The sequence below is a fragment of the Nostoc sp. DedQUE04 genome (assembly GCF_034530995.1).
Classification (GTDB): Bacteria; Cyanobacteriota; Cyanobacteriia; order Cyanobacteriales; family Nostocaceae; genus Nostoc.
The window spans coordinates 1-17121 of sequence record NZ_JAVRCA010000019.1 but is presented as its reverse complement, the minus strand read 5'-3'; the positions used below and the strand labels follow the sequence as shown (position 1 = coordinate 17121).

At 40.7% G+C, this 17121-nt stretch carries 14 protein-coding genes; 8 read left to right on the top strand and 6 right to left on the bottom strand.

The window, feature by feature from the left end:
* Nucleotides 1-385 precede the first annotated feature (385 nt).
* From RM049_RS15395 to RM049_RS15375, 5 genes are all read left to right on the top strand, one after another.
* On the top strand, nt 386-1747 hold the full coding sequence (locus RM049_RS15395) for a DUF3370 domain-containing protein (RefSeq protein ID WP_322704801.1): 1362 nt from the start codon (nt 386-388) through the stop codon (nt 1745-1747).
* 105 nt (nt 1748-1852) lie between these two features.
* A complete protein-coding gene (locus RM049_RS15390; RefSeq protein ID WP_322704800.1) occupies nt 1853-3205 on the top strand; it encodes a pentapeptide repeat-containing protein in 1353 nt (450 codons plus the stop codon).
* A 357-nt stretch (nt 3206-3562) separates the two neighbouring features.
* Entirely contained in the window at nt 3563-4282 is a 720-nt protein-coding gene (locus tag RM049_RS15385; RefSeq protein ID WP_322704799.1) for a hypothetical protein, read from the top strand.
* A 237-nt stretch (nt 4283-4519) separates the two neighbouring features.
* Nucleotides 4520-5287 carry a DUF1350 family protein gene (locus RM049_RS15380; protein ID WP_322689108.1) on the top strand — a complete coding sequence of 256 codons (768 nt, stop codon included), beginning with the start codon at nt 4520-4522 and terminating at the stop codon, nt 5285-5287.
* Nucleotides 5288-5676: 389 nt separating this feature from the next.
* On the top strand, nt 5677-6813 hold the full coding sequence (locus RM049_RS15375) for a PP2C family protein-serine/threonine phosphatase (RefSeq protein ID WP_322704798.1): 1137 nt from the start codon (nt 5677-5679) through the stop codon (nt 6811-6813).
* On the opposite strand, the gene RM049_RS15370 is transcribed toward RM049_RS15375, so the two are convergent.
* From RM049_RS15370 to RM049_RS15355, 4 genes are all read right to left on the bottom strand, one after another.
* Nucleotides 6814-7140, bottom strand: a complete 327-nt coding sequence (locus RM049_RS15370; protein WP_322675524.1) for an STAS domain-containing protein — start codon at nt 7138-7140, stop codon at nt 6814-6816.
* An 860-nt stretch (nt 7141-8000) separates the two neighbouring features.
* Complete coding sequence (gene grpE, locus RM049_RS15365) at nt 8001-8681, bottom strand: nucleotide exchange factor GrpE (protein WP_416212639.1); 681 nt, start codon at nt 8679-8681, stop codon at nt 8001-8003.
* Nucleotides 8682-8782: 101 nt separating this feature from the next.
* Nucleotides 8783-9274 (bottom strand): Dps family protein, encoded by a 492-nt coding sequence (locus RM049_RS15360; protein WP_289799395.1) that lies wholly within the window; start codon nt 9272-9274, stop codon nt 8783-8785.
* Between the two features lie 246 nt (nt 9275-9520).
* The gene (locus RM049_RS15355; RefSeq protein WP_194043156.1) at nt 9521-9784 is read right to left on the bottom strand and encodes a ParB N-terminal domain-containing protein; all 264 of its coding nucleotides are present in this window, start codon (nt 9782-9784) and stop codon (nt 9521-9523) included.
* A 115-nt stretch (nt 9785-9899) separates the two neighbouring features.
* Here RM049_RS15355 and RM049_RS15350 point away from each other — a divergent pair, with 115 nt between their 5' ends.
* A complete protein-coding gene (locus RM049_RS15350) occupies nt 9900-11597 on the top strand; it encodes a SpoIID/LytB domain-containing protein (RefSeq protein WP_322704797.1) in 1698 nt (565 codons plus the stop codon).
* Nucleotides 11598-11866: 269 nt separating this feature from the next.
* On the opposite strand, the gene RM049_RS15345 is transcribed toward RM049_RS15350, so the two are convergent.
* Complete coding sequence (locus tag RM049_RS15345; RefSeq protein ID WP_322675522.1) at nt 11867-12166, bottom strand: ferredoxin; 300 nt, start codon at nt 12164-12166, stop codon at nt 11867-11869.
* 630 nt (nt 12167-12796) lie between these two features.
* On the opposite strand from RM049_RS15345, the gene RM049_RS15340 reads away from it, so the two are divergent.
* Both RM049_RS15340 and map read left to right on the top strand, forming a co-directional pair.
* Nucleotides 12797-13813, top strand: a complete 1017-nt coding sequence (locus RM049_RS15340; protein WP_322704796.1) for a Gfo/Idh/MocA family oxidoreductase — start codon at nt 12797-12799, stop codon at nt 13811-13813.
* Nucleotides 13813-14598 (top strand): type I methionyl aminopeptidase, encoded by a 786-nt coding sequence (gene map / locus RM049_RS15335; RefSeq protein ID WP_322675519.1) that lies wholly within the window; start codon nt 13813-13815, stop codon nt 14596-14598. Before RM049_RS15340 ends, map begins: the two co-directional genes overlap by 1 nt.
* A 577-nt stretch (nt 14599-15175) precedes the next feature.
* Here map and RM049_RS15330 read toward each other — a convergent pair.
* Nucleotides 15176-15913: an SDR family oxidoreductase gene (locus RM049_RS15330; RefSeq protein ID WP_322704795.1), complete on the bottom strand. Its 738-nt coding sequence runs from the start codon at nt 15911-15913 to the stop codon at nt 15176-15178.
* Nucleotides 15914-17121 lie beyond the last annotated feature (1208 nt).

Genomic DNA, 17121 nt, shown 5'->3' with positions numbered 1-17121 from the left:
ACAATGCAAGCCGACGCATTAACAAGGCGGCCGACGCATTAACAATGCAAGCCGATGTATTAACAAGGCGGCCGACGCATTAACAATGCAAGCCGACGCATTAACAAGGCGGCCGACGCATTGTCATTGGAGGGTATTGCCGAATTTAATTCGCTATGAATTAATGAAATGTTGTACTTAGTTAGTAAAGAAGGCAAATCATGCAACTACATCGATTCGATAACATTCAGGAATAGTGGATATCTCAGACTGGCAACTGAAGGCGATCGCTCCAATTAAATTACTTTGGTGAGAGTTTTGGCAAACCTCCTCTAATTTGTCACACTTGGGGGGAGATTAAGTATGCTGTATTCTTAACTTCAGCGATAAATTGCTTTTTGAATAAATGCTTAATTTTATTTCTTATTTGTTTTTAGCTCAAGCATCGCCTTCTCCTGCACCACAGGAAATCTTCGTTCCTCAACAAACAAGACCTTTAACAGGATATCTTGACGAAGTACCAGTATTTAACAGTAATAATCCAGAAGTAGTTAAGAGTGAAGGAATTCTGCTTTCTACATTTCCTCCTCAAGGCAAAAAATTCCCCAGCGCCCACCTAAACTTTCCATTTCAGGGAAGGTTTGATTTATTTTCTCACCATATTGCTAGAGCGATTGAGACGCCAAATGATTTGCGGACTCTTTATTTGGGAGTGATTGTTTACAATCCCAGCGATCGCTCTGCAACTGTTAACATCTTGCAAGCAGCTAGTTATGTCAGTCAACCTGATGCACCTTTTGTCAAGTTGCCTCCCATGCTGTCAAATAATTCGGGAAACATTTATGCAGGGCCTGGCGATCGCGTCATGAATGATGTGCTACGAGTCAGACGACAAGGATGGCCAGCCCAGTTGGTAATTCCACCAAAACAAAGCCGGATGTTAATGAATCATCCCATTCCAGTGCGGACTTTAACGCCGCCATTGAATGGACGTTCTACTTTATTACGTTTGTATAGCGATCGTCCTGTTTATCTGGCGAACCTGGCCATGTTTGCCAAACCCAATCCCGATGGTAGTGAACGAGCGCCTACTTTAGAAGAATGGGAGAATTTATTAGAAAATGGTGATTTTGCAGGGCCCCGTGAACCTGCTCCCAGTCCTCCAGATAAACTTGCAGGGGCAACAGAAATTTACGGACGGGTAGCGGGAGTAGCTATTGGCTCTCGTTGGCAAGCACAAGTTACCGACTCTAATAGTTCATACCTAACAATTCCCGAATCAGGACAAGCTTTTTCTTACGGTTTAAGTACCCTTTTAGCTGGCAAAATGGGTACTGGACAAAACCAAACTGCTAAACTCGTAGCGCGTTATCCTGGTACTGCTTACGAAGCTCACGGCAACTACGGCATTGAATACAACATCTCTCTACCATTATTCAACAATACGGATAAGCCGCAAACTATAAATGTACTTTTCCAAACGCCTATCAAAGAAGATGAGTTAAGTAAACCAGGGCTTCGCTTTTTTTCACCACCCGCACCAGCTGTCTTTTTCCGAGGCACTGTTCGTATTCGCTACAATGACGATAATGGCTTACCCAGAACTCAATATTGGCATTTAGTTCAACAACGGGGACAGATGGGAGAACCGCTGGCTCAATTAAAAATATCTCCTGGACAGCGCCGACTGGTAGAAGTGGATTTTCTCTACCCACCTGATGCTACGCCCCCTCAAATGTTGACAATCCAAACTGTAGACCAAAATTAACAATTTAAAATTCCAGAAGTATTGTATGGAATACAAGTCTTGAGTTGAGTGCAATTTCTGATAAAACAGATGTTGTTCTTAATCTCCTGGGGCAAAATAGAAAACATGACAATTGAATCCAATTCCTCTAATCTACCAACCCCAGAACCAGACCCCGAAAATGATTTGCAGCCGGATGACTTTGACGGGAGTGCAAATGAGAAAAACCTAGCCTCAGAAGCACTAGCGACACAACAAGCACTAGCAGTAATTGGGTCTTTGCAATCTTCGCAACATACAACTGCTTTACAACAAGCCCGTTCTGACTTCAAACAACCCATTAGCAAGCAATTCACAGTTAAGCCGAGAGCATTGCTGATTATTTTAATCGCGATCGCCATTACCTTCACTGGGATTATCCTCAATAATTGGATCGTCGGCATTATCGGAACACTGATGGCTTTGCTACTATCCCTGGCGATATTATTGCCTTGGTTGCAAGAAGTTTTAGACGAATGGTTTTCACCCCAAGAACGTACCCTGTTTGTGGCCTTTTTGGGACTAATAGTAGCCATTATCGGCACGATCAGGTTCACAGGTGTAGGCGATCGCTTGCTGCTTTTAGGACGCCAGATTAACTGGGAAACTGCTGGTAGCCTCGCAGAATGGTTTGGCGCTTTGGGGCAAATTCTGATCGCCATCATTGCCGTTTACGTAGCATGGCGACAATATGTTATTTCCAAAGACTTGACAATTCAGCAAAATATGCTGACAGTTCAGCAAAATATCATCACCCAGCAACAGACAATTGATTCCTACTTCCAAGGCGTTTCCGACTTGGTATTAGATGAAGAAGGATTATTAGAAGATTGGCCCCAAGAAAGAGCGATCGCTGAAGGACGCACTGCGGCAATTTTAAGTAGTGTCGATGGTAGTGGGAAAGCGAAAATTCTCCGTTTTTTGTCACGTTCCAAGTTACTATCACCCCTAAAACGCGATCGCTTATTAGGTCGAGCCATTCTTGATGGAACTGGCGGATATGCAGAAGACCGCCTCGAAGGTGTGCGCGTCATCGATTTAGGCGTAATGCTAGCTGCAGCAGACCTTTCTGGTACTGATTTACGTTGGACTGATCTGAGCGAAGCTAATCTTGTCCGCGCCAATCTGAGCGGTTGCGATTTAGTAAAAGCCAACCTCTCCCGGACAATTTTATATGGTGCGAATCTCAATGATGCTGACATCAACGGGATTCGCCTATTCTATGGTGTAGTAGATAAAGCCTCACCCCGCAGTCGCACCCAACCACCAGATTATGAAACCGGCGAACAAACCGGCGCTGTGGTAGAAAATGCCGATTTCAGTAACGTACAACGAATGTCTGAGTCTACACGTAACTACTGTTGCACTTGGGGTGGCGAGAAAACTAGAGGTACTATTCCTGGTGGTTGTGAAGGTATTCCTAATAAGTTGGGAAGATAGTGACAGCAAAATCTAGAATTCAGGAGTAAAACACCCTTTAGGGACTGACAAAAAATAAAATATACAAGCAATATTAACAATTCAAAATTCAAAATTCAAAATTAAAGACATTTTCAGACGGGGATTTAAACCCCGTCTGAAACTGACCGGAGGCGGAGTGGTTTTACTCCTAAATTCTGAATTCAGAATTTAGGAGTAAATAGTTATCCTGGCAAAAGAGTATCATATTGTACAAAAATTATTGACATTGCTTACAAGTATTAATTTGCTTGAAAAAGTTTAGATAAAATGCCAGCATTCTAGAAATTTGATTGCTATATTAGATTAAATAACTATTCTGGCAAGGGTTTAAAAGCTGTGCGGGATGATTTACAGGGATTGGAAATTAGTCAGAACGATCTGCAAAAGCTGACTAATTTACCTGTCAATGAGAAACTTATAATCATTACAAATCCTCTTAAAAGATTAATAAATGTATATATACAAAAACTTCAAAGCTCTGAAGGAGCGACTGTAGTTTTTATTGGATTTTCTACATTTCTTTTTGTCTATATTTTATTCGATCTAATTATTAAAATGTTTGTGACGTGGATAACAATTCCATCATGGATATTATTATTTTTTTTAGGACTTTGGGTTGGTGGTCTGACGCAAAGCATTTTATATTTTATCTGGAAAAGTAAAAGTAAGCTTGTTAAAGCTAATATGACAAAATCTCTGCAAATCCTGTTAAACGAGGTTAATAGATATAATACTGTTATTAGAGTTATAGATATTAATGACCAAATAGAAGAAGCTGGTAATCCAGAAGTGATTATAAAGGAAAGAGAGGATGTAATCGAAGCGCTTAAACTTACCAAAACTGATTTAGTTCGCGCTTTGAAGACAGAAAGGATTTTGAGAGAAAATAAGAATTTTATCCTCAGTAATACAGAATTATTTGTCAACAATTTAGCAACTTTAACAGCAATGCAAGTAACAGAGGAGGCTACTGAACATGGAAGGTTACTCAATGAAGCATTACAAATTGCATTAGATGTGCAATACGAAATGAAAAGATTACAGACTCAACGTTAAGATAATTTGTAATTAAGTTTTGTAATAGGAATTTAGAAAGCACTCGTAAATTCACTCGGTACTCAGTAAGAGTTAGAGAAAGCGTAGATGCTATTGATAAATCCATAGAGGTTGCTGGGTGAATTGGCTTCCAGTCTGCTAGTAAAATATTCTTAATGGCTTTTTTCCATAATCTTTCCCACGGTTGCAATCCCCGGTCTAACATAAAGAATAATCGTAAAGCGATCGCTTATCCGTATGGACTGGAAAGAAATTAGAGGGAACTGGGTAATCATTCCCCAAAATCCCATAGGTATCGTTCATTTTTTAGGAGGTGCATTTGTCGCCACTGCACCGCACATCACTTATCGCTGGTTGCTCGAACAACTGGCAAGTAAAGGCTACGTTGTAATTGCTACGCCTTTCGTCAATACATTGGATCATACTGCGATCGCCAAATCTGTGCTGTTAAACTTTGACCGCACCCTCGAACGATTGCATGATTCTAGGGCATTACGCAAGCTTTACTTTCCCATCTACGGCGTTGGACACAGTATGGGCTGTAAACTCCACTTGCTGATTGGTAGCCTGTTTAAAGTAGAACGTGCAGGGAATATTTTAATATCCTTCAACAACTACGCCGCTAAAGAAGCTATCCCTCTAGTAGAGCAGTTCAATTCTACTTTGAAAATCGAATTTACCCCTTCGCCGTTGGAAACTAACAAACTTGTCCAAGAACATTACAATGTCCGGCGCAATTTATTAATAAAATTTAGTAATGACACCATCGATCAATCGGCAGCTTTAACCAAAATCTTACAAGAACGTTTTGATGAGATGGTGACAGCACAAACGTTACCAGGAAATCATACAACACCTTTGGGTCAAGATATTAAATGGCAAACGGGAACATCTTTTACCCCCTTTGATGCTTTAGGGCAATGGTTCAAACAAGAAGCATACCGCGACTTAAACCAGTTAAAAAGCAATATTCTTTTATGGCTAAATCCTTTGGGAACACCATAATATTTATGACTATTAAATAGTCGTAAATTCGATCGGTAAATAGAAATGAGTTATAGTGCTTTTAATTTGAGTTTAATAAAGACCAAATCCTCAAATCCTTAAGCCTGTTGCTACAAAGAAGGGTACTCTCTCTTTCTTTTTAAGAGAGAGGAATCAAAATATATTGCATACATAGATATGTAGCGACTACTTTAAGAGTTCTCCGTTGCGCTAGCGTCTCCCCTTCTCCCAAAGGGAGAGGCTAACGCCAAGAGAGAAGCAGTATCCGCAAGGTACAATAGCACTATAGCAGCATTTATATATTGATATTACTAGCTTATTAGCTGACATCATATTTTTATTTTAGATTTTGGCAAAAAATTATTAATGAGTGTTTTCAACAAATTTATATGTTTCAAATACTAATAATTGATGACGACTATTCAATAAAAATACTCCTGAAAAGGATGTTGGAAAAACAGGGTTATGAAGTAGTTACTGCCAGTAGCGGTGAAGAAGGAATAGAAAAGGCACTAGCTTATCGTCCAGCACTAATTATTTGTGATTGGATCATGCCGGGGTTAAATGGTCTGGAAGTTTGCCACCACATTAAGACAGACCCCAAATTTTTCACCACATTTTTTATTTTATTAACATCTTTAGACTCCGTTGCCGATTGCGTTAAAGGTCTAGACGCTGGTGCTGATGATTTTATCTCTAAACCTATTGAGCATAATGAATTACAAGCACGGGTAAGAGCAGGATTACGCCTGCATCAGTTGAGTAGAGATTTGCAGGCTCAAAAGTTGCTTCTAGAATCAGAAATGTCAGAAGCAGCAGAATATGTGCGATCGCTGCTACCTCCTTCTATGACTGAACCCTTCAATATAAATTTTCGATTCATTCCCTCACGACAACTCGGCGGTGACTGTTTCGATTACTATTGGCTCGATGATGACTATCTGGCAATTTACCTACTCGATACTGCCGGACATGGACTCAAAGCTACTCTTCCTTCTGTTTCAGTGCTGAATTTGCTGCGTTCCCGTGCGCTCAAAGGTCTTGATTACTATCAACCTAGTGATGTATTGAAGGCTTTAAATGACACTTTTCAGATGAATTATCAAAATGATAAATACTTTACGATTTGGTACGGAGTTTACAACCGAATCAACCGCCAGTTAATTTATGCTAGTGCAGGTCATCCACCAGCAGTTTTAGTCACCGGCACATCTCCAAGAAAGTCTGAAGTTCAACTCCTAAAAACCCCTGGTATGCCAGTTGGCATGTTTCCAGAGGCAAAATATGTTGATGGGTTTTACAATATTGAAAAATTCAGTACCCTTTATATTTTTAGTGATGGCGCTTATGAAATAACTAAATCAGACGGCACACTTTGGAGTTTGGATGCTTTTATTCAGCTACTGGTTAGCTTACAAGGTTCTGTTGATAGCCAACTCGATCGCGTACTCAGTTATTTAATAGCTCTGAACTCCAAAGATGCTTTTGATGATGATTTATCTATTTTGCAAATGAAGTTTGATTAATTACGTATTAGAGACTAAAACCTGATTAAATGCATCTTGGCTGGGAAATATTTCAAATACTTTATCCATATTAGTCAGTTCAAATAATATTCTGACTTGCTCATTAATTGAGCAGAGAACAAGCTTAATATCTGCGGCTCGCAAAGTTTTAAAAGCTAATACTAAAGCTCCCAAACCCGAACTATCCATAAACGTTACATCTTTAAAATCAACTAACACAATTTTCGCACCACTTTCTAGAATATTTGTGATATTTTGTCGAAAGTCTTGTGAAGTTGTGGCATTCAAATTACCACTGAGCTTAATAACTTTTACTTGCTCTCTCATAATTATGTCACTCTGACTTATGTAAATAATACTCTGATTTCGCTATTATAGAACATTTAAAAATGCTTGTAAAATAAAATTTAAGATTAAATATTGATTAATAATTGATAATTAATCGGGATAGAGAAAGATTAATTATAAAAATTTGAATCTATTTTTTTGTAATTAAAAAAATTATTAGCTTAATTATGTATAGTTTTTTTACTATAAATAGACCAACTATAAATCAACCAGCTAAGTAAGTTGTCACGATCGACAACTGGTATATTTAGTTTTGTAAAGATGTTAAAATGACCAATCTATAAGCAGTTCGTTGATTTGATGTTCTATCATGTATGTTGATTTTTGAACGCCGACTTACTTGCATCTTCTCGATTTAAATATATACTTACTTACATACAAGCTGAAGTTACTGCTTTTCAGATTATTTCCCAAAGATTTTTGCAAAACTGAAATTCTCCAATAAATCTCACGATCGTAGCTGTCATTAAGCAATTCAAAATTCCAACAGTCTGAACTACACTTACGTATAGCTAAACCTAGTCCAGCAGCAGCTTTTCCTCCGTGAGTATTTATGATAGTAACTAGGATCTACATTTATTTATGTCCAATTACTTACATAATTGAAAGAATTTACCTCTGGACTACCGCTCTAGAGCCAAAAATTTAGGTTTAAACAGCGCCAAGCAAGCTAGAACCGACACCAAGGCTTTAAAAGAAGTTTTCTCAAGGCGATCGCCTTTGCTATTTTAGTATTCCCAATATCTGTCATTTATCGACAAATAATACAAAAAGTAAAGAGTTATGAATTTGTTACTCCTGTACAGACGCGATTAATCGCGTCTGTACTGCTCACGCCCTCAAACAGGACTCACTTTGGCTCTGTGAAGCAGCTTCTCACCTTGAAGGTAGCCAGTGTAGCGTATTTTGACTGTTTCTCCAGGTTGTGCAGTTCCCTCCAGCAATTGGTGCAGTTGGGGATCGTAAGGTAATTCTGCTCCCACAGGGGCGATCGCTTCCACTCCCCACGCCTGTAACAGCTTTTCCAGAGGTTTCTGCACCAAGGGTACTATTTTGACTGCTGCTAGCTGAGGATTCTCCTGCGCTTTCTGTGCTGCTGTGGGCCATTGCAATAATAAAGACTCCAGCAGTTGCAAACTCGACTGCTGGAGTTCTTGTAGCAATAATTCTCGCTGTTGTTCTAATTGAAGCTGCGAGCGATCGTACTCTCTTCTTAAATCTGTAATTTCTTGTAACAATTCCTGAGTAGGCGCTGTTTTCTCTGGTAACAACTCTACCGTTGAAAAAGTTGCGATTAATTCATTCAATGGCATCTGTAGCACTGGCGAAAGCTTAAGCAGCACATCTACCCGCATCTGCTCTAACTTTCCTTGGCGTAAGCGTAAAAGTTGACGCTCTGAGACACCAGCCGCGCGACTCAGACCTTTAAAACTAGAAATACCTACCTGTTGCATTAAATCTTGCAACTTTTGAGTATGGGGCATTGGGGATTGGGGCATGGGGCATGGGGCATTGGGCATGGGGCATTGGGCATTGGGAAATAATTGTTATAACTCCTAACTCCTAACTTTTAACTCCTAACTCCCCAGTTCCCAATGCCCCATTCCCTATCCCCTAATTCCTATTCTTCCAGTAAACTTCTCAACATCCAAGCTGTCTTTTCGTGTACTTGCATCCGTTGAGTCAATAAATCGGCGGTAGGTTCGTCGTTAACTTCCTCTATCACCGGGAAAATAGACCGTGCAGTTCTGACTACAGCCTCTTGTCCTTCCACAAGTTCGCGAATCATCTCCACAGCTTTCGGAACTCCAGGAGTTTCTGGAATCGAACTCAGTTTGGCATATTCGCTGTAGGTTCCTGGTGCAGGATAGCCAAGCGCTCTAATTCTTTCGGCTATTAAATCAACTGCTAAGGCTAATTCTGTATACTGGGTTTCAAACATCAAATGCAATGTTTGAAACATCGGCCCCGTTACATTCCAATGAAAGTTATGAGTTTTCAGATACAGTGTATAAGTGTCAGCCAACAGGTGAGATAAACCATCGGCAATTTTAGCTCTACTCGCCTCGTCAATGCCGATATTTACATTTTTGACTGTTACTTTCGATGACATAATATTCTCCTAATTAGGTTATATGTAATGGGGGATTGGAAATTGGGCATTGGGAATTGGGGCATTGGGTATTGGGCATTGGGCATTGGGCATTGGGCATTGGGGAGGCAGTGCAGTCTTCTCCCAAAGGGAGAGGCTAGCGCCAAGGGGTCTCCCCAAGTGGAGCAACTGCCGTCATTGGGCATTGGTTATTAATTATTCTCCCTCATCTCCCTATTCCCCATGCCCCATGCCCACTCCCATTTTCTATGCCAAGTGCATCTTCAAAACGCTACGGGGTGCTTTACGAACTCTGGCTAAAACGGTTTCTTTGCCTAAACGCTGGCAAGCTTCATACCGATGGCAACCAGAAAAGCCATAATATTGTCCATCTACTTCTAGGACATCAATAGGTTCTTGCTGCCCAATTTCCGCAATCGATTCCATTAAGGCTTGTACTTTATTTGGATCGTTTGTACGGGGCAATGGCCGTTTTATCTGATTTAATGGAATTTCTTGGACTCTAACCATAAAGAGTTTATCCAACTAGTTCTGTTTTTTATCTCTAAATAAATCATAGTCGTTATGACTTCATTTTGCAACTAGTATTTAGGGCAAAATTGGTAATGGTATCATTGGAGCATTCATGCGACAAAAAAACCGCGCTACAAAGCAATTGGAAAATCAGCTCCAACGACGCATTAAGGGGCAGAAGACGCTTGAGTACTCGCTATCGCTTCCCTATCAGGTAGCCATGAAATTTTCATTTTGGCGTTTTCCCCACGCTGTGCTTACAACATTTTGTCTATTGGGACTGACTGCTGCATCAGGGCCTGAGAGCAACATCCAGGATATAGAACTGAAAATTGGGATTGTGCAAAGATTTGGCGCCGAAGCCACAGCCAAGCTGCAATTGGAACCTATAAAAGGCGATCGCTTAAAGCTAAAATTTCAAACGGGCAATAAGCAGCAAATCCTGTTTACTAAGAATCCTGTAAAGCTGGAAACAGTCATGCAAGCTTTACCCCAGTCAGCAGTCGAAGAAGTAGTAGTTTTGGGCACATACCGCACTTTTGAAACTGCGGAAGACAGTGCTAAAAAATGGCGTTCTCAGGGAATGGAAGTGGAAATAGCCCAGCCAGAACGCTGGCAGGTTTGGGCTAAACGAGATGTTTACAGCACCCCTTTACTGCGACGCTTGTTATTACAAAACATCCAAGCTTCTACTAAAGATAAAGTATATCTTGATACTAAAGTTTTGAAGCAAGTGCCGCGAGTGAGTTGGGTGGTGGATGGTAATCACTATAGCCCAAATGACTTGGAAATTAGCACTGATAAAAACTTAATTCGGGTAAATAAAACCGAAAAACCAGAGTTTGCTCGTCTTTATGCCGGTCGAATGAATTTGCAGCCAAATGCTTATGGCACATACACTCTCGTTAACCAAGTACCTTTAGAAACTTATTTGCGTGGAGTTGTGCCTTACGAAATCGGAACAGATGCACCAAAAGCGGCGCTGGAAGCTCAGGCAATTCTCGCTCGGACTTATGCCTTGAGGAATTTACGTCGGTTTGCCGCAGATAACTATCAGTTGTGTGCTGATACTCATTGCCAAGTTTATTATGGGCTAAAAGGAGCAGCTGCCAAAACAGACCAGGCGATCGCCTCAACTAAGGGTAAAGTACTAACTTATAAAAATGAACTCGTAGACGCCCTGTATTCTTCTACCACTGGTGGCGTCACCGCTTCCTTTAGCGATGTCTGGAATGGCGAAGATCGTCCCTATCTGCGTCCTGTACTGGATGCTCCGACTAATTTTTGGGACTTGTCTAAGCAGAATTTAGCAGATGAAAAGAATTTTCAGAAATTTATTAATACGCAACAAGGATTTAATGAAAGCAAGTGGGATATGTTTCGTTGGCATAAGGAAACGCCTTTAAAAGATATTATCAAGGACTTGCAGAAGTTTTTACTCGTGAAAAACAGTCCCCATGCCAGATTTAAGACAATTCAGGCTATGGCAGTATTGGAGCGCAGCCAGAGTGGACGTATCCTGCAACTTGCGGTTAAAACCGATCGCAGTACCTTTATTTTGCACAAAGACGAAGTTCGCAGTGCTTTTGCCGCTCCTACAAGTACGCTTTTTTACATCGAACCCCTGAACAAAGGCAAACCAGAACTCTGGGGATACGCTTTTATTGGTGGTGGATTAGGACATGGAGTCGGCTTGAGTCAAACTGGCGCTCAAAATTTAGCTAAACTAGGTTGGTCAAGTCCAAAAATTCTCCAATTTTACTATCCTGGTACTCAGATTCAAATTCTCAACAAAGAGACTAAGCTTTAAGCTTATTGGCATTCAAGTTGCATTTTTCGCTAGGAGTCGGGAGTTAAGAAGAGGCAAAAAATAGAGAGGAAACTCCATACTTAAAAAATTAAGCAGGAACACAACATTTACTGCGTTCCTGCTTAACACAAAATTAGACTTTTTATCAAAGTCGCCTTCAGAGGTACACACGGCATTGCATTGCAAGGGTGTTAACTCTAGATATCCTGTTTGTATTTTGTCAACATTAGTAACTCTTGCAAGAGGTTTATGTTTGAGTTGTTTAACTCTTAGTAAAGGTCTTCTTCTTTGTGAGTTTCGATAGTTAAGTCAGAGGTTGGGTAGGCGACACAAGTCAGTACATATCCTTTCTCTATTTGTTCATCATCTAAGAATGACTGGTCACTCTGATCGACAGTACCCTTGATGATTTTACCTGCACAGGTCGAGCAAGCACCAGCGCGGCAAGAATAAGGCAAGTCAAGACCACCTTCTTCAGCAGCATCTAAAATATAGGTATCGTCATCAACGTCAATTGTTGTGTTAAGTCCTTCAGCCTCGTTGATTAGTGTCACTTTATAACTTGGCATTGAGAAATCCTCTCTTTTACAAACGGCAGTATAAGTTATCTTAAGGCAAAGGTCACGGCTGTTCTGTGGAATTAGCCGTTGGTTCAAATTTGCTTCAATTCTGATACTACGAGAAAAATTAAACGATGTAACTGGAAATTGAACCCGATTAGTAATGAAATTTAGTTACTTAATCCCGATAAGTTTTCTTTATATTATTTTCGACCCTAGCCAGGTTGTGATTAAAAAAAATTATATAAACAAAACGTAAACATGAGTAAGGTTAATGTTACCGATATTTTGTAGAACTTACGTAGAAGAGATTCACCAGCTCCTTTAAAAAATAGGGCTGTTTCATTTTCTAATCTGATTTAAATGCGCCCGTTATAACAATAGAGATATTATTTTTATTTTGCCATTTTTTTGTTCATTATTATATTGACAAATGTCTGACATTATGAATAGAAAAGGGGCTTTTCTTCTGAAGTCTTCCTTTTTGAGTACACGTAATTCTATCTAGCTTCAAATAAAGTCTTATTTATCCTTGAGAGGGTAGGACGAATGTTGTAGAGTCTAGACTGGTGAATCCCATGAAGAGAGAATCTGACTACTAGAAGCGTGGGAAGATCGAGAACAGAACTAATGAGGATCATGTATAATTCAGAAGCAGCTTTGGAAAAAGCAAGAGTGCGTGTAGGTTTGGTAGGTACTGGGTATGCGGCAAAGTTACGGGCTGAGGCATTGTTCCACGATCGGCGATCGCACATAGTCGCAGTTGTTGGTCATACAAGAGAAAAAACCGAAACCTTTGCTAGAGACTACCAGATTCAAGTCTTGAGTACTTGGCAAGAGCTAGTAGGGCGTGAAGATATAGACCTAGTAGCAATCTCTACTATTAATCGAGATCATGGTGCGATCGCTCGTGCAGCACTTAGCAACGGCAAACATGTGATTGTAGAGTATCCTCTTTCGTTGGATGTATTTGAAGCCGAGGAACTGATTGCCTTAGCCAAAGCACAACAAAAACTCCTACACGTTGAACATCTGGAACTTTTAGGTGGTTTGCATCAAGCTTTGAAGCAAAACTTAGACAAAATTGGTGAGGTGTTTTATGTTCGCTACAGCACCATCAATCCTCAAAATCCTGCACCCCGCAAATGGACTTATAACCACGAGTTGTTCGGCTTTCCCTTAATTGGTGCCCTGTCTCGCCTACATCGCCTCATCGATTTATTTGGTACAGTATTTAGTGTTAACTGTCATCAGCGATATTGGGAAATAGAACCGGAATACTACCAAACCTGTTTCTGCACTAGTGAACTGTCCTTTAACAGTGGACTTTTAGCCCAAGTAGTCTATGGCAAAGGCGAAAGTATTTGGCAATCAGAGCGGAAGTTTGAAGTTCACGGTGAAAAAGGTGGTTTAATTTTTGATGGTGACACCGGAATATTCCTCCAGCCAGGGGAAACAACACCTATAGAAGTTGGGCCTCGCCGGGGTTTGTTCGCTAAAGATACGAGTATGGTGTTAGACCATCTTTTTGACGGGACTCCTTTGTACGTTACCCCAGAGGAAAGCTTGTATACCCTGCATGTTGCTGATACTGCACAAAGAGCTGCACAGACAGGGTTAACTATGTTTATGAAAGATACTTTAGATAAAAGTTAATGAAAACTGAACTAATTGTTATTTTATCCCAACGAGAAATAGAGAAAATGCGTCAAGCTGGGCGTTTAGCTGCTAAACTTCTCCAGCATCTAGAACCCTTTGTGAAACCAGGGGTTAGCACTCTCGAACTAAATGATGAAGCCGAACGTTGGACGCAAGCGCATGGAGCAAAAAGCGCACCCCTTGGCTATAAGGGTTATCCTAAATCGATTTGCACCAGTGTAAATGAGGTAATTTGTCACGGCATTCCCAACGCCAAGCAAATCCTCAAAGAAGGTGACATCATTAATATTGATGTCACGCCGATTGTTGAAGGTTATCACGGCGATACATCCAAGACATTTTTTGTTGGTTCTCCTTCTCCAAAAACGAGAAAGCTGGTAGAGGTGACAGAAGAGTGTTTGCGTCTAGGTATTGCTGAAGTTAAGCCTGGGGCACGCATTGGCGATATTGGTGCAGCCATTCAAGAGTATGCTGAAGGACAAGGCTTTTCTGTAGTGCGAGATTTCGTTGGCCACGGCATCAGTAATATTTTCCATACTGCGCCGGATGTTCCCCACTATGGCACACGCGGTAAGGGCAAGCGCCTCAGACCAGGGATGGTTTTTACCATTGAGCCAATGATTAATGAAGGTACTTACGAAGTCGAAGTTCTGGGCGATAAGTGGACGGCGGTAACGCGCGATCGCAAGCTTTCTGCTCAATGCGAGCATACCTTAGCTGTAACTGAAGATGGGGTTGAAATCCTTACCTTACCTGAAGGCGAGAATTACTGGGCTGTATGATTAATAATTAATAATTCATAATTATGGGATTTGCAACTTGATTGGGGACTTCTAAGAAATAAATAGACTTCTTGGCATTTGTCGAGGTAAAGGGGAAGGTGGGGTTCCCTCTGGGGATAAGGGGTGGGGGATAAGGGTAAAGAAATTCAAAATCCTTTCCCTTTAACATGAGTCCTTTTTCCCTTAGAGTGCAAAAAATATATTTTTGCAAGGTCAAATCTGCGACCGGAGCGTATGCAGAAACTCATGCGTTGCGGCGAATTCGGGGCAGAATCCGGGATTTTACTTCTTGCAGGAATGCTGAAATATAGCACAAGCCTTGGTGGTTAGGACATCAACAGACGATAAAACTTAGACACAAAAAGGCTTTTCACCCAGTCCCCAGTCCCTTGCTATAACGATCCGGCTTTGCAAATTGTCGTTAAGAAACTGCTGGCGAAGTTTCCGCAGTGGAGTATTGCTTGCGTGGATGGGGTGCTGGTGAATTAGGAGTAATGAATCTGTACAATCGAGAAGAGTTTGGGCTTGCTGTTTAATACCCAGATACCCTTGCCTAGAGCATTACCCGGCAATGTAGTTAACTTGATGACACCTCAATGACGTTTTGGGCAAAGCTTTTATAAGCATCGCCCATTTGTTTAGCCACCGAGTCAGGAAAGACGTGAAAATCCCCAGCTTTGAGAGCTTTTATTATCCCCTCTGCCACAAGTGCAGGTGGCTCTGCAACCTCACTCATTCCTGCCGCATCGCTCATATCCGTGGCAATCGGGCCAGGGTGAACACTTAGCACAAGCGTGTCCTGCTCGCTCAATAGTTCTCGTAATGTCTGGGTGATTGAATAGGCCGCAGCTTTTGAGGCACAGTAAGTGGCAGAGTCGGGGAAACCCTTGAGCGAAGCAACAGAATTGATTTGGGCAAACACACCACCTCCATTAGCTTTGAGTACTGGGGCAAACGCCTGAGCCATGTAGATCAATCCATATACATTGATGTTCATCTGAAATTCGAGAGCGGCGATCGCATCCTCAGCTAAGGGAGTTCCAGCTTGAAAGACTCCTGCATTATTGATAACTATTTGCACATCTGGGGCAGTTTGAGCAGCAGCAACAATAGATTGGCGATCGCCTAAATCAACCTGAATTGGTACTACCCGATCGCCATATTGTTCAACCAATGAGGAGACACTGTTGAGCTGACGAACAGCCGCATAGACTTTGGTGGCTCCGTGTTCAATAAACGACTCAACTATCGCCTTGCCGATGCCGCGATTTGCGCCCGTAACCAAAATGGTTTTGTCTTTGATGTCGTAGTTCATTGGGATTTCTCCTTATAGTTTTTCACGATCTGAAAAACCTTGGACAATCGCTCTAAGTTAGGGCAAAGAAATTTAGCTGCTCTCTTGAAGAAAGACTGCGGCTTCCACCGCTCCTTCTAGCATGGTATCATCATCTATCATGCGAATCTAGCAACACCAATTTTTTAGCAGTCTTGGAAGTTTGTGCTTTTGGACACCTCTTCCCAGGCATTTAAAGTTGTTGTTTAGGGAATGAATATTAGCACCAAAAGGATTATTATTGCTGGGGGAATAGTTTATTTTATGGAAGTCCCTAAGTATTACCATTGTTAATGACTTGTCGTATCTTTTCACATATTGGGTATTTACTTACCCCACTCAACCTTACCCAAGCTTTAGATCCGGTGAGTGCAACAAATAGCTGGTTACGAAGGCTTGTACTTGGCATAAAATTTGACCGAGACAATTTTAGATTTTAGATGCAAGGATGCAAGGATTAAACTCAAAATCTGTAATCTAAAAAAGGTTTCAAGCCTCTCCATGTATGGAGAATATTTAAAAAAATTATTGAAGCCTCTTCTTTAAAGGAGAGGTTAATCCAAAATCGGCGTGACCTCTCAAAACTTTTCAAACCCCCTCTTAGAGTTTAGTATTTATTAATAGTAGTGTACAAACTATTGCACCAAGCATATAAACCATAGACGTGTCAGCATCTTTTAAAAATAGAATATAAAACATAGACAACACTACAAAAATCAACACTGTTATTTTCAACATAAAACTTAACAATTTCAACTATAAATACCAAAAAATACATCAAAAATATATCTCACGTTTTTTGAAATTGTTGTTTGCAGAAAATAGTTCAATTTCTAATAATATTTAAGAATTTATACCGTTTCTTTGTAAAGCTGCATATATTTACCCCCCAGCTACGCTGTCCCCCCAAGGCATCGGGGGGACTACAGGGGGGTCTTATTATGTGCATCTTCATGCAGAATTAGTATTAGCGTGAAAAAATTATTGAATCGCTATTCTTAATATATTTCTCAAGTGATTATTTACCTGATTGTAATTATGACAGTTTTTTTTGTGGTAGTAACTAATCTAGACAAAAGTACCGATACCAAGTACTTTTATCTGTCTAAGTTAAATCTTGGTCAGAAATATGCCGTCTCTATAGCAATCCGATTTGATTTCTGAATTAATCGTAGGGACTAGGGACTGGG

Bases quoted from the DNA above. Each gene is read 5' to 3' on its own strand.
- RM049_RS15395 (WP_322704801.1), top strand. From the start codon at position 386: ATGCTTAATTTTATTTCTTATTTGTTTTTAGCTCAAGCATCGCCTTCT.
- RM049_RS15390 (WP_322704800.1), top strand. From the start codon at position 1,853: ATGACAATTGAATCCAATTCCTCTAATCTACCAACCCCAGAACCAGAC.
- RM049_RS15380 (WP_322689108.1), top strand. From the start codon at position 4,520: ATGGACTGGAAAGAAATTAGAGGGAACTGGGTAATCATTCCCCAAAAT.
- RM049_RS15375 (WP_322704798.1), top strand. From the start codon at position 5,677: ATGTTTCAAATACTAATAATTGATGACGACTATTCAATAAAAATACTC.
- RM049_RS15370 (WP_322675524.1), bottom strand. From the start codon at position 7,140: ATGAGAGAGCAAGTAAAAGTTATTAAGCTCAGTGGTAATTTGAATGCC.
- grpE (WP_416212639.1), bottom strand. From the start codon at position 8,681: ATGCCCAATGCCCCATGCCCCATGCCCCAATCCCCAATGCCCCATACT.
- RM049_RS15360 (WP_289799395.1), bottom strand. From the start codon at position 9,274: ATGTCATCGAAAGTAACAGTCAAAAATGTAAATATCGGCATTGACGAG.
- RM049_RS15355 (WP_194043156.1), bottom strand. From the start codon at position 9,784: ATGGTTAGAGTCCAAGAAATTCCATTAAATCAGATAAAACGGCCATTG.
- RM049_RS15350 (WP_322704797.1), top strand. From the start codon at position 9,900: ATGCGACAAAAAAACCGCGCTACAAAGCAATTGGAAAATCAGCTCCAA.
- RM049_RS15345 (WP_322675522.1), bottom strand. From the start codon at position 12,166: ATGCCAAGTTATAAAGTGACACTAATCAACGAGGCTGAAGGACTTAAC.
- RM049_RS15340 (WP_322704796.1), top strand. From the start codon at position 12,797: ATGTATAATTCAGAAGCAGCTTTGGAAAAAGCAAGAGTGCGTGTAGGT.
- map (WP_322675519.1), top strand. From the start codon at position 13,813: ATGAAAACTGAACTAATTGTTATTTTATCCCAACGAGAAATAGAGAAA.
- RM049_RS15330 (WP_322704795.1), bottom strand. From the start codon at position 15,913: ATGAACTACGACATCAAAGACAAAACCATTTTGGTTACGGGCGCAAAT.